This is a genomic window from endosymbiont of unidentified scaly snail isolate Monju (assembly GCF_000801295.1).
Classification (GTDB): domain Bacteria; phylum Pseudomonadota; class Gammaproteobacteria; order Chromatiales; family Chromatiaceae; genus MONJU.
The window spans coordinates 2,083,820-2,094,927 of the sequence record NZ_AP012978.1; the positions used below are offsets into that span (position 1 = coordinate 2,083,820).

13 protein-coding genes and 1 riboswitch are annotated in these 11,108 nt (G+C 66.9%); of the genes, 9 read left to right on the forward strand and 4 right to left on the reverse strand.

What is annotated here, in order from left to right:
- Positions 1–38 precede the first annotated feature (38 nt).
- The 4 genes from EBS_RS10015 to EBS_RS10030 are packed head-to-tail and all read left to right on the forward strand — an operon-like array spanning position 39 to position 3,167.
- The gene (locus EBS_RS10015) at positions 39–380 is read left to right on the forward strand and encodes a hypothetical protein (RefSeq protein ID WP_043108526.1); all 342 of its coding nucleotides are present in this window, start codon (positions 39–41) and stop codon (positions 378–380) included.
- Positions 377–1,111, forward strand: a complete 735-nt coding sequence (locus EBS_RS10020) for a (Fe-S)-binding protein (RefSeq protein ID WP_043108527.1) — start codon at positions 377–379, stop codon at positions 1,109–1,111. The genes EBS_RS10015 and EBS_RS10020 overlap by 4 nt, the downstream gene beginning before the upstream one ends.
- Positions 1,108–2,532, forward strand: a complete 1,425-nt coding sequence (locus tag EBS_RS10025) for a lactate utilization protein B (RefSeq protein ID WP_052199493.1) — start codon at positions 1,108–1,110, stop codon at positions 2,530–2,532. The genes EBS_RS10020 and EBS_RS10025 overlap by 4 nt, the downstream gene beginning before the upstream one ends.
- A complete protein-coding gene (locus EBS_RS10030) occupies positions 2,529–3,167 on the forward strand; it encodes a LutC/YkgG family protein (protein WP_043108528.1) in 639 nt (212 codons plus the stop codon). Before EBS_RS10025 ends, EBS_RS10030 begins: the two co-directional genes overlap by 4 nt.
- A gap of 253 nt (positions 3,168–3,420) precedes the next feature.
- Here the strand turns inward: EBS_RS10030 and EBS_RS10035 are convergent, their stop codons facing one another.
- On the reverse strand, positions 3,421–3,867 hold the full coding sequence (locus EBS_RS10035; protein ID WP_052199494.1) for a tellurite resistance TerB family protein: 447 nt from the start codon (positions 3,865–3,867) through the stop codon (positions 3,421–3,423).
- Complete coding sequence (locus EBS_RS10040) at positions 3,868–4,113, reverse strand: CDGSH iron-sulfur domain-containing protein (RefSeq protein ID WP_043108529.1); 246 nt, start codon at positions 4,111–4,113, stop codon at positions 3,868–3,870.
- A gap of 100 nt (positions 4,114–4,213) precedes the next feature.
- Between EBS_RS10040 and EBS_RS13715 the strand changes: the two genes are divergently transcribed.
- On the forward strand, positions 4,214–4,342 hold the full coding sequence (locus EBS_RS13715; RefSeq protein WP_081999925.1) for a DUF3149 domain-containing protein: 129 nt from the start codon (positions 4,214–4,216) through the stop codon (positions 4,340–4,342).
- A gap of 25 nt (positions 4,343–4,367) precedes the next feature.
- Here the strand turns inward: EBS_RS13715 and thiC are convergent, their stop codons facing one another.
- Positions 4,368–6,260 (reverse strand): phosphomethylpyrimidine synthase ThiC, encoded by a 1,893-nt coding sequence (thiC, locus tag EBS_RS10045; RefSeq protein WP_043108530.1) that lies wholly within the window; start codon positions 6,258–6,260, stop codon positions 4,368–4,370.
- 36 nt (positions 6,261–6,296) lie between these two features.
- Positions 6,297–6,402: riboswitch (TPP riboswitch) on the reverse strand.
- Positions 6,403–6,604: 202 nt separating this feature from the next.
- Between thiC and EBS_RS10050 the strand changes: the two genes are divergently transcribed.
- Entirely contained in the window at positions 6,605–7,264 is a 660-nt protein-coding gene (locus tag EBS_RS10050) for a protein-L-isoaspartate O-methyltransferase family protein (protein ID WP_043108531.1), read from the forward strand.
- Entirely contained in the window at positions 7,261–7,575 is a 315-nt protein-coding gene (locus EBS_RS10055; RefSeq protein WP_043108532.1) for a rhodanese-like domain-containing protein, read from the forward strand. Before EBS_RS10050 ends, EBS_RS10055 begins: the two co-directional genes overlap by 4 nt.
- Here EBS_RS10055 and waaA read toward each other — a convergent pair.
- Entirely contained in the window at positions 7,569–8,858 is a 1,290-nt protein-coding gene (gene waaA / locus EBS_RS10060) for a lipid IV(A) 3-deoxy-D-manno-octulosonic acid transferase (RefSeq protein WP_052199495.1), read from the reverse strand. The genes EBS_RS10055 and waaA overlap by 7 nt on opposite strands.
- 86 nt (positions 8,859–8,944) lie before the next feature.
- Between waaA and lpxL the strand changes: the two genes are divergently transcribed.
- Positions 8,945–9,862, forward strand: a complete 918-nt coding sequence (lpxL, locus tag EBS_RS10065; RefSeq protein ID WP_043108533.1) for an LpxL/LpxP family Kdo(2)-lipid IV(A) lauroyl/palmitoleoyl acyltransferase — start codon at positions 8,945–8,947, stop codon at positions 9,860–9,862.
- 50 nt (positions 9,863–9,912) lie between these two features.
- A complete protein-coding gene (locus EBS_RS10070; RefSeq protein WP_043108535.1) occupies positions 9,913–11,004 on the forward strand; it encodes a DegT/DnrJ/EryC1/StrS family aminotransferase in 1,092 nt (363 codons plus the stop codon).
- The last annotated feature ends 104 nt before the right edge of the window (positions 11,005–11,108 follow it).

Below are 11,108 nucleotides of genomic sequence, written 5' to 3' on the forward strand. Positions count from 1 at the left end.
CATAGCGTTCGCTCAGCCCTGCCGACTACAATATCGCCATGAAATTCTCGCAACTGGCCATCGGACAGCACTTTGCCTGGCAAGGGCAGACCTGGGTGAAATCCACCCCCCTGCAGGCCGACCCCGTCGAGGGCGGGAAACGGCGGCTGGTGCCGCGCTCGGCTACGGTCGAACCGCTGGAGGCCGAGTCCGCAGCCGACACCCTGCCGGCATGTCCATCACAGATTCCGCTCGAGCGCCTGGAACAGGCGATGGATGCCTTCGGTCGCGAACTGAGCGACATCGGCAGCGGACTGGACGCCGAGGCGAGCGCCCAGGCCCTGCGCCAGTTGCAGAAAGCCTTCGCCCGGCTGCGCCATCGCCTGGATCTCGACAGATGACTAAAGAGACGCACGAAATCTATGTCTTCGGCACCTGCCTGATCGATCTGCTGCGCCCGGAGGCCGGGATGGCCGCGCTGCGCCTGCTCGAGCGCGCCGGTTTCCGCCCCCTCTTTCCGCAGGCGCAAAGCTGTTGCGGCCAGCCGGCCTTCAACAGCGGCTACCGGCACGAGGCTCGGGCGGTGGCACGCGCCCAGCTCGCGGCCTTCGCGCGCGAGCTGCCGGTCGTGGTGCCCTCAGCCTCCTGCGCCGGCATGATCCGCAACCACTGGCCCGCGCTGTTCGCCGGCGAACCCGAGGAGGCGCAGGCCCGGGCACTGGCCGCGCGCACCTTCGAGCTGTGCGAGTTTCTCGATCGCGCCGGGCTGGTGCTGCAGGATCGCGGCGAGTCGGTGCGTGTCGCCCTGCACCATTCGTGCAGCGCGCGCCGCGAGACCCGCACTACCGCCTCCGCCGAGCGCCTGCTCGAGCAGCTGAGTGGCGTCGAGTGCCTGGCGCCTGCACACGCCGAGGAATGCTGCGGCTTCGGCGGCACCTTCGCCATCAAACAGGACGCCCTCTCGGCGGCGATGGCCGACAGCAAGTGCGACGCCGTGCTCGCCACCAGTGCCGAACGCCTGCTCTCGCAGGACGCCGGCTGCCTGCTGCACCTGCAGGGCCGGCTGGCGCAGCGCGGTGACACCCTGCCGGTGCAGCACATCGCCGAGTTCCTGTGGGAGCGCATCGCATGAACGTGCCCGGCTCGATGACAACCCTGCGCGCCCGTGTGCGCGAGGCACTGGGCAAGGCCCCGGTGCGGCGCAACTTCCGTGCCGCGATGGACGGCATCCGCGCCAAGCGCGCCGCGGCCCTCCCCGACGCCACCGACTTCGCGCAGCGCCGGGCACGCGCCGCCGCGATCCGTGCCCGCGCACTGGCCCGCCTGCCAGAGTTGCTTGAACGCCTCGAGCAGCGTCTCGAGGCCAACGGTATCCAGGTGCACTGGGCCGAGGACGCCACACAGGCCAACGCCATCGTGCTCGACCTGCTGCACCGGGCGGGCGCGCGCTCGGTGATCAAGGGCAAGTCCATGGTCAGCGAGGAGACCGGCCTCAATGACGCCCTGGGCGAGGCCGGCGTCGCGGTGGTGGAATCGGACCTCGGCGAATACATTGTGCAACTGGCCGGCGAGCCGCCCTCGCACATCGTCGCGCCCGCCATCCACAAAAACCGGCACGAGGTGGCGGCCCTGTTCCAGGCCCACCACCCGCAGCGCGAGGCCACCGAAGACATTGAAGGCCTCACCGCCGAGGCGCGGCAGGTGTTGCGGCGGCGCTTCGCCCAGGCCGACGCCGGCATCTCCGGGGTGAACTTTCTGGTGGCCGAGACCGGCACCCTGGTGCTGGTGGAGAACGAGGGCAACGGCCGTTTGAGTACCAGTGCCCCACCGCTGCACATCGCGATCACCGGCATCGAGAAGGTGATCGAGCGCCTGGACGAGTTGCCACCCCTGCTCGACCTGCTCACCCGCTCTGCCACCGGCCAGCCGATCACCACCTATGTCAATTTCATCAGCGGCCCGCGGCGTGCCGATGAACTCGACGGCCCGCGCGAGGTACACCTGGTGCTGCTCGACAATGGGCGCGCACGCATCCATGCTGATCCACTGTTCGCCGACACCCTGCGCTGCATCCGCTGCGGCTCCTGCATCAATCACTGCCCGGTCTATGTGCAGGTCGGCGGACACGCCTATGGCAGTGTCTATCCCGGCCCCATCGGTGCCCTGCTCGAACCACAACGCCTGGGACTCGAGGCCGGCGGCAGCCTGACTTCCGCCTGCACCCTGTGTGGCGCCTGCGGCGACGTCTGTCCGGTGGCCATCCCCTTGCCCGGTCTGATCAACCAGCTGCGCGCCGAGGGCGTCGAGCCTCGACCCGACTCACCGCTCCCCGATGCGGGTCGCCTGCGCCACCGCGGCGAGGCATTGCTGTGGCGACTGTGGGCGACGATCTACGCCCACCCTCACCGCTACCGCTGGCTGGCCCGGCTGCTCACGGCGCTGCGCAGACTCGCGCCGCGGCGGCTCGGGGCCTGGACACGCTGGCGCGAGGCACCGCGACCGGCGGCACGCGATCTGCACCGACCTGGCGCGCGAAGCGGGGTTCTCCGATGAATGAAGCACGCGACCACATCCTGAAACGCTTGCGCACCGTGCGGCGCGAGGCGCCGGATACCGGCGCGCCCTCACCGGCAACGGGAGCCGACGGCGAAACGCTGATCGCCCGTTTTCGTGCCGCCCTCGAGGCCGTGCGCGGCGAGGTGCATCGCCTGCGCGACGGCGACTGGGTGGGTTGGCTGGCGCGCGAGCTGCCGGCGCGCGGGGTCGGTAACCTGCTCGCCGGCACCGGGGAGATCGGCCACACCTTGCAGGCGCATCCCATCCCGGGCGTGACCCTGCATCGCTACGACCGCCCGGTGGAGGACTGGAAAGACGCGTTGTTCGACCACATCGATGCCGGCATCACCGGCTGCCGGGGGGCGATCGCCGCAACCGGCAGCCTGATCCTCTGGCCCGGCCCGGAGGAGCCCCGACTGCTGTCGCTGGTGCCGCCATTGCATATCGTGCTGCTGGATGCCGCAAACCTGCATGCCGACCTGGCGACCGCGATCCGCTCCCAGGGCTGGGCACAAGGCCTGCCCACCAACGCCCTGCTGATCACCGGCCCGTCCAAGACCGCCGACATCGAACAGACCCTGACCTGGGGCATCCACGGCCCGCGCGAGCTGGTCGTGTTGATCCTTGGTTAGCGGGAGTGGCAGGAAAACCACGAAGCACACAAAGAGCACAAAGATTCCTGAGTAGTCTCAAACCTGATCCGACAGGCACCTCCGGAAAAGCTGCCGGCTGTCAGGTCAGAGCGCGACGACTACAGTCCATGAACATGGACGCTTCGTGATCTTTGTGATCTTTGTGGTGAATTCCCGTGCACGGCCTGGAAACATCCCACGTCCCTGCCACAAAACCTTCGCGTCCTTTGCATCCTTCGCGGTTTTCCGACCCTCAGGTCTCGCCTGCTTCGTGGCGCGCGCGGATGAACTGGCTGTGTGGCACGTACAGCAGGTCGGCGAGGCGACGGATGAGGTGTTCCTCGTAGTGGTGGATCCGGCCGTCGGCCCAGGCCACCGACCAGAGGTCGTACAACAGGCGGTATTTCTGTTCGCGCGAGAGCCGGCGGTTGAGGGTGTCCAGCCAGGCGTGCAGAGAGATGCCTTCGGCCGATTCGCGACGCGCCTGTTCCAGGAGTTCCTCGAGCGCGGCAGGCTCCAGCTCCCAGCGCGTGCGCAACAACTCGCGCAGGCGAGAAAACTCCGCCTCGTCGAAATCGTGATCGGCACGCGCCACCTCGAACAGCAGCACCGCGCAGGCAAGGTGCAGGTCACGCTCGTCGTCCGGCGCTTCGTCTTCGGCGGCCTGCAACCAGCCCGCCACCCGATCGAGCAGGCCCATTCAATCACCCAGGGTCTTGTGGGTGCCGTCGCAATACGGCGGTGTGGCGGTATGCTTGCAGCAGCACATGCCGCGCTTGCCGCCCTTCTCCTCCCGGAAGCAAAGCGGCTCGATGCCGGTACCCTGGTGCGAACCGTCGCAGAAGGGCTGGGTCTTCGAGCGCCCGCAGGCGCACCACCAGTATTCCTTGCCAGCCTCGAGCTCGACAATAATGGGCTTCTTCTGTGCGATCACGGGTTCTGTCATGACACTGTCTCCGGGCTGCAATTGACCATCATCAAAACATACTGCCCCGCCACGGGCTACCCTGACATCGTTCCGACTGTTGTATCAGGAGGCAGTGACGATGGACGTATTCGGCGAACTCTTCAACGACTGGACCGGAATTCTGACCCTGGCGGTACTCGCCTTCATGCTGGGCATGGGCGTGTTCTACCTGCTCTATTTCCTGCGCAAGTCGGGCGAGGACGGCTGAGCCCCGCCGCGACCGCGAACCGCCATCACACCGGCTTGTAGATCTCCGCACCCTGACGGCGGAACTCCTCGGCCTTTTCCTTCATGCCCTCCTCGACCGCGACAGCAACGTCCTTGAAGCGGTTGGCCTCGGCGTACTCGCGCACGTCCTGGGTAATCTTCATGGAGCAGAAGTGCGGGCCGCACATCGAACAGAAGTGTGCCACCTTGGCCGAGTCCTTTGGCAGGGTCTCGTCGTGGTATTCGCGCGCGCGCTCCGGATCCAGTCCCAGGTTGAACTGATCCTCCCAGCGGAACTCGAAGCGCGCCTTGGACAAGGCATTGTCGCGGATCTGCGCCCCGGGCAGGCCCTTGGCCAGGTCGGCGGCATGCGCCGCCAGCTTGTAGGTGATGATGCCTTCGCGCACGTCGTCCTTGTCGGGCAGGCCCAGGTGCTCCTTGGGCGTCACGTAGCAGAGCATGGCGGTGCCGTACCAGCCGATGTTGGCCGCGCCTATCCCCGAGGTAATGTGGTCGTAGCCCGGCGCGATGTCGGTGGTCAGCGGCCCCAGGGTATAGAAGGGCGCCTCGAAGCAGTCGCGCAGCTCCTTGTCCATGTTCTCCTTGATCATCTGCATGGGCACGTGCCCCGGCCCCTCGATCATCACCTGCACGTCGTGCTTCCAGGCGATCTGCGTCAGCTCACCGAGCGTCTCGAGCTCACCAAACTGGGCGGCGTCATTGGCATCCGCGATACACCCGGGGCGCAGGCCATCACCGAGACTGAAGGACACGTCGTAGGCCTTCATGATCTCGCAGATCTCCTCGAAATGGGTGTAGAGGAAGTTCTCCTTGTGATGCGCAAGGCACCACTTGGCCATGATGGAGCCGCCGCGCGAGACGATGCCGGTGACCCGCTCGGCAGTCAGCGGCACGTACGCCAACCGCACCCCGGCATGGATGGTGAAGTAGTCCACGCCTTGCTCGGCCTGCTCGATCAGGGTGTCGCGGAAAATCTCCCAGGTGAGTTCCTCGGCCTTTCCACCGACCTTTTCCAGAGCCTGGTAGATGGGCACGGTCCCTATCGGCATGGGCGCATTGCGCAGAATCCACTCGCGAGTCTCGTGGATGTGCTTGCCGGTGGACAGGTCCATCAGGGTATCGCCGCCCCAACGCGCCGACCAGACCATCTTCTCCACCTCTTCGGCGATACCGGAGGTCACCGCCGAGTTGCCGATGTTGGTGTTGATCTTCACCCGGAAGTTGCGGCCGATGATCATCGGCTCCAGCTCCAGGTGGTTGATGTTGGCCGGGATGATGGCGCGTCCGGCAGCAATCTCGTCACGCACGAACTCGGGGGTGATCTCCTCGGGCAGGTTCGCCCCCCAGGACTGACCCGGGTGCTGCTTCAACAGCTTCGCGTAGCGCGGGTCACGGCGTAACTCGTCGAGCTTCATGTTCTCGCGGATCGCCACGTATTCCATCTCGGGGGTGACGATGCCCTGGCGGGCATAGTGCATCTGGGTGACGTTACACCCCGGTTTTGCCCGGCGCGGCGCGCGCACATGTTCGAAACGCAGGTGCGCGGTGTCCGGGTCGGCCTGGCGAGCGCGACCGTACTCCGATGTCGGGCCGGGCAGCGGCTCGGTATCTCCGCGCTCCTCGATCCAGGCACGACGCAGCTCGGGCAGGCCGCGCAACAGGTCGATCTCCACCTCGGGGTCGGTATAGGGGCCGGAGGTATCGTAGATATAGATCGGCGGGTTCTCCTCGGCACCGAAGCTGGCCGGGGTGGGCGACTGGGATACCTCGCGCATGGGCACGCGAATGTCCGGACGCGAGCCCTGCACATAGACCTTGCGCGAACTGGGGAACGGCTGGGTGACCTCTTCGGAGAGTTCAGCGGTCTTCTTGAGAAAATCTTCCGGGATGGCGCTCATGACGGGTCTCCGTTGGCGGGGAGACCGGGAGCACGATGCCCGCCGATTCAGCCTCCCTACGCCAGTATTGACTGGATCAGGTTCCGAGGGTGCCTCTCAGCCCGTGGACCGGCCGGTCCGCTGGGCGCCCCTGGCTGCTTTCCCGAGAAGTCTACTCGGAATTGCCCGCGCGACATAGTCCGTCCTTACTGCCCTTTCGGCCCCCGAACGGGCCTCCTGCTGCAGGAGCAGCGTCCCCGCCGCGAATGTGCGGCCCGAGGACGGACCCTCTCCCCCGTTGCTTGCCCACCGCCGGAATTCCCCTTAGGCTTACGCCGTCTCATTCGACCGCACCGGAGATTGGCATGCTGGCACCGAACACCGACAAGGCCCGCTTCAACATGGTGGAACAACAAATCCGCCCGTGCGAGGTCATTGACGAGCGGGTGCTCGAGACCTTCAAGACCATTCCCCGCGAGCACTTCGTGGACGAGGAGCAGCGCCCCCTGGCCTTCGCCGACACTCAGCTGCCGCTGCCCAATGGCGAGGTCATGATGAAACCCCTGCAGGAAGGCATCATGTTGCAGGCGCTGGATGTGCAGCCAGGCGACCGGGTGCTCGAAATCGGCACCGGCAGCGGCTTCGTCACCGCCTGCCTTGCCCATCTCGGCGGCAAGGTAACCAGCTACGAGATCGCCCCGGAACTGAGCGCGCGTGCTGCCGAGCGCCTGGCCGCGCTGGGCATCGAGGCCGAGCTGGTGACAGGCGACATCTTCGCCGCCGAGCTGCCCGAGGGCAGCTTCGACGTGATCGCGGTTACCGGCTCGCTGCCACAACCCAACGAGCAACTGGAGCGCCTGCTCGCGCCCGGCGGCCGGATGTTCCAGATCAAGGGTGAGCCACCGGTGATGTGCGCCATCCTGGTGACCCGCACCGAAGACGGCACCCTGCTGCGCAAGGGCCTGTGCGAGACCCTGCTGCCACCGTTGAAGAACGCCCCGCAGCCGGAGCATTTCACCTTTTGAAGAACCTCTCTCCTCGCGAGCTGGACGCGTGGCTGCGTGAACACCGGCCACGGCTGCTCGACGTGCGCGAGCCCTGGGAATACACCCTCTGTCACCTTGAGGGGTCGGAACTGGTGCCCATGCGCGAGATCCCGATCTGGGCCGAGACCGCCGATCCCGAGCAGGAGATCGTGGTGATCTGTCACCACGGCATCCGCAGCCGCCAGGTGGCGATCTACCTGGAGAGCCGGGGCTTTCGCAATGTCATCAACCTCGTCGGCGGCGTCGAGGCCTGGGCGCGCGAGATCGATCCGCAGATGGCGACCTATTGAGGTCGGCCAGGTCGTTCGGCCCGGGGACGGGCCTCCTGCTCCAGCAAGGCATACAGCCTTTGCAAGGCCCCCCGGTTACGCTCGACCAGGGCACGCCCCGCCTCGCCGGCCGCCGCACGCGAGCTGGCATCGGATAGCCAGTCACCGACCACCTCCGCCAGAGCCACGGCATCACCGACCTCGCGCGCGGCGCCGGCCTCGAGCAGCATGCGGCTGATCAGGGCAAAGTTGAAGGTGTGAGGCCCGAAACAGACAGGCACGCCCTGTGCTGCGGCCTCGAGCATGTTGTGACCACCAACCCGCGCCAGGCTGCCGCCGATGAAGGCGGCGTCCGCTGCCCCGATCAACACTGGCAGCTCGCCCATGGTGTCGGCCAGGTAGACAGGATCGTCCGCGCCCGGCAGCTGCCCGGCCGAACGCCGCACCGGCTGGTACCCGGCACGAATGATCTGGGGAACCACGCGGTCGAAGCGTTCCGGGTGACGCGGCACCAGGATCAGCAGGGCCTGCGGCAGGCGGCGCAGCAGCCGTGCATGCGCGGCCAGCGCAATCTCCTCCTCGCCCTCATGGGTGCTGGCCGCAATCCACACCGGCCGCCCCGCCCAGTGACGGCGCATCACCTCCACCTGTTCCACCACGCTGGCGGCAATGGTCATGTCGAACTTGATGCTGCCGGTCACCACGACCCGCTCCCCAGGCACCCCGGCCTTGCGAAAACGCCGGGCGTCGTCCTCGGTCTGCGCAGCCACCCGGTCGACATCAGCGAACACCCGGCGCGCAAAACCGCCGAGCCGCTGATAACCACGCAGCGAACGCTCCGACAACCGGCCGTTGGCCAGTATCGTCTCGATGCCCCGTGCACGGCACAGGCGCAGCAGGTTGGGCCAGATCTCGGTCTCGACCATCAGCAGGCGCGCGGGTCGGACCCGATCGAGAAAGCGCGTCAGAAAGGGCGGCAAGTCCCAGGGCATGTAGGCATGCAGCACCTGATCGCCGAACAATCTGCGTACCTGGTCCGAGCCGGTGGGTGTGGTGGTGGTGAGGATGATCGCCTGTTCCGGGTGCGCTTCCAGCAGCAGCCGGACCAGCGGAGCGACGGCCTGTACCTCGCCCACCGACACGGCATGGATCCAGATCCCTCCGGCGGCGGGCGAGATCTCGGTGCGACCGAAACGCTCGCGCAGCCGACGACGATAGGCCGGCGCGCGGCGGCTGCGCCAGAGCAAGCGCAACAGTGCGAACGGCAACGTCAGGGTCAGCAGAAGGGTGTACAAGGCATACATTGCGGGTCGGGCGCGCGTCCGTACCGGGAGCGCACCAGACTACCCGAGCAGCGCCGTGGGCACCAGCTGCGCTAAACTGCGCGCCCATGAGACCCTCGGATCCCCTGCTGCATCCCTGCCACTGGCCCAGCTGGGCGGCGCTCGGCCTGCTGCGCCTGATCGTGCTCCTGCCCTGGCCGGTGATCATGGCGGTCGGCGCCGGCGTCGGCCATCTCATCCACTTCTTTGCGTTGCGCCGTCGCCATATCGCCGAGATCAACCTGCAACGTTGCTTCCCGGGCATGGCGCCAGAGGCACGTCGACGCCTGATCCGCGCCAACTTCGTTGCCATGGGCCGCGGACTGATGGAAGTGGCCATGGCCTGGTGGTGGCCTCAGGCAAGGCTGGAATCGCTGCTGGTCGCCATCGAAGGCGCGGAGCATCTGCCACCGCAGGATGATGGCCGCGGCACCATCTTCCTCACCGCGCACTTCAGCTCACTGGAACTGTCCGGACGCTACCTGGGGGCACGCCGCCCCTGCCGCGCCATGTACCGTCCCAACGAGAACCCGGTGATCCAGGCCATGTTTGAACGGTACCGCCAGGCTCACACCCTGGGCATCATCCCGCGCGACGACGTGCGCGGCATGCTGCGCGCACTGAAGGCGGGCGAAGGCGTCTGGTTCGCTCCCGACCAGAATTACGGCCACAAGGGCAAGGTGTTCGCCGACTTCTTCGGCGTGCCGGCAGCGACCCATACCGCCACCAGCCGCTTTGCCCGCGCCAGCGGCGCACGGGTGATTCCCTTCGTGCTGTTTCGCGAGCGCCATGGTTACCGACTGCGCATCGAACCCGAACTCGACAACTTCCCGTCGGGCGATGATCAACAGGATGCTGCGCGCATCAACACCCTGTTCGAAGACTGGGCCCGACGCCTGCCTGCGCAGTACAACTGGATCCACCGCCGCTTCAAGACCCGCCCGGATGGTGGTCCCCCGCCCTATCCCGCCAAAAGGCGCCGATAAGGCCCCACCTCTCCCTGATAGAATGCGGCTTTTCCCGACGTGACCCGACCATGCAGTTCATCGACCTCAAGACCCAACAGCTCCGCATCCGCGACGATCTCGAGCAGCGCCTGAGTACCCTGCTCGATCACGGCCAGTACATCCTCGGCCCGGAAGTGACCGAAATGGAGGAAACGCTGGCCGCCTACGTCGGCGTGAAACACTGCGTCTCGGCGGCCAGCGGCACCGACGCCCTGCTACTGGCACTGATGGCGCTGGAAATCGGCCCGGGCGACGAGGTCATCACCACGCCGTTCAGCTTCATCGCCACTGCTGAGGTGATCGGCCTGGTCGGTGCAACCCCGGTGTTCGTGGACATCGATCCTGTCACCTACAACATCGACCCGGCCGCTATCGTGGCCGCCATCACCGAGCGCACCCGCGCCATCCTGCCGGTGGGCCTGTTCGGTCTGTGCGCGGACATGGATACCATCGGCGAGATCGCCGCAGACCACGGCCTGCCGGTGATCGAGGACGCGGCACAGAGCTTCGGCGCGCGATACAAGGGACGGCGCTCCTGCGGCCTGTCCACCATCGGCTGCACCAGCTTCTTCCCGGCCAAGCCGCTGGGATGCTACGGCGACGGCGGCGCCTGCTTCACCAACGACGAGGCACTGGCCTCCCGCCTGCGCGAGCTGCGCAACCACGGACAGGATCGCCCCTATCACCATCCACGACTGGGCATCAACGGCCGCATGGACGGCATGCAGGCGGCGGTGATCCTGTCGAAGATAGCGATCTTCGACGAGGAGGTCGAGGCGCGCGCGCGGATCGGCGCCCGCTACAGCGCCCTGCTCGCCGATGCCGATTGCATCACTCCCTATATCCCCGCCGATTACGACAGCGTCTACGCCCAGTACACCCTGCAAGTGAAAGACCGCGAGCGCGTGCAGCAGACGCTGCGCGAGGCCGGCATCCCCAGCGCGGTCTACTACCCGGTGACCCTCGACCAGCAGCCGGCGCTGCGCGAGATCGGCCGCAGCGCAGGCAGCCTGGAGGTGGCACACGCCCTGGCCGAGCGGGTGGTCAGCCTGCCCATGCACCCCTATCTCGATCCCGAGACCCAGGATCGTATCGTGGACGTGTTGCGCGGGGCATTGTGAGGATGTTGCTCGGCGGTTTCCTTCCCCCTCCCCGGCCCTCCCCCGCACGCGGGGGAGGGAGTATTGGTTGCCGGCCCGCGCGCGGGGGTGAGGACCGGGATGGG

What these genes read in the sequence shown, in the direction of transcription:
- EBS_RS10015 (WP_043108526.1), top strand. Translation starts at nt 39, where the DNA reads ATGAAATTCTCGCAACTGGCCATCGGACAGCACTTTGCCTGGCAAGGG.
- EBS_RS10020 (WP_043108527.1), top strand. Translation starts at nt 377, where the DNA reads ATGACTAAAGAGACGCACGAAATCTATGTCTTCGGCACCTGCCTGATC.
- EBS_RS10025 (WP_052199493.1), top strand. Translation starts at nt 1,108, where the DNA reads ATGAACGTGCCCGGCTCGATGACAACCCTGCGCGCCCGTGTGCGCGAG.
- EBS_RS10030 (WP_043108528.1), top strand. Translation starts at nt 2,529, where the DNA reads ATGAATGAAGCACGCGACCACATCCTGAAACGCTTGCGCACCGTGCGG.
- EBS_RS10035 (WP_052199494.1), bottom strand. Translation starts at nt 3,867, where the DNA reads ATGGGCCTGCTCGATCGGGTGGCGGGCTGGTTGCAGGCCGCCGAAGAC.
- EBS_RS10040 (WP_043108529.1), bottom strand. Translation starts at nt 4,113, where the DNA reads ATGACAGAACCCGTGATCGCACAGAAGAAGCCCATTATTGTCGAGCTC.
- EBS_RS13715 (WP_081999925.1), top strand. Translation starts at nt 4,214, where the DNA reads ATGGACGTATTCGGCGAACTCTTCAACGACTGGACCGGAATTCTGACC.
- thiC (WP_043108530.1), bottom strand. Translation starts at nt 6,260, where the DNA reads ATGAGCGCCATCCCGGAAGATTTTCTCAAGAAGACCGCTGAACTCTCC.
- EBS_RS10050 (WP_043108531.1), top strand. Translation starts at nt 6,605, where the DNA reads ATGCTGGCACCGAACACCGACAAGGCCCGCTTCAACATGGTGGAACAA.
- waaA (WP_052199495.1), bottom strand. Translation starts at nt 8,858, where the DNA reads ATGTATGCCTTGTACACCCTTCTGCTGACCCTGACGTTGCCGTTCGCA.
- lpxL (WP_043108533.1), top strand. Translation starts at nt 8,945, where the DNA reads ATGAGACCCTCGGATCCCCTGCTGCATCCCTGCCACTGGCCCAGCTGG.
- EBS_RS10070 (WP_043108535.1), top strand. Translation starts at nt 9,913, where the DNA reads ATGCAGTTCATCGACCTCAAGACCCAACAGCTCCGCATCCGCGACGAT.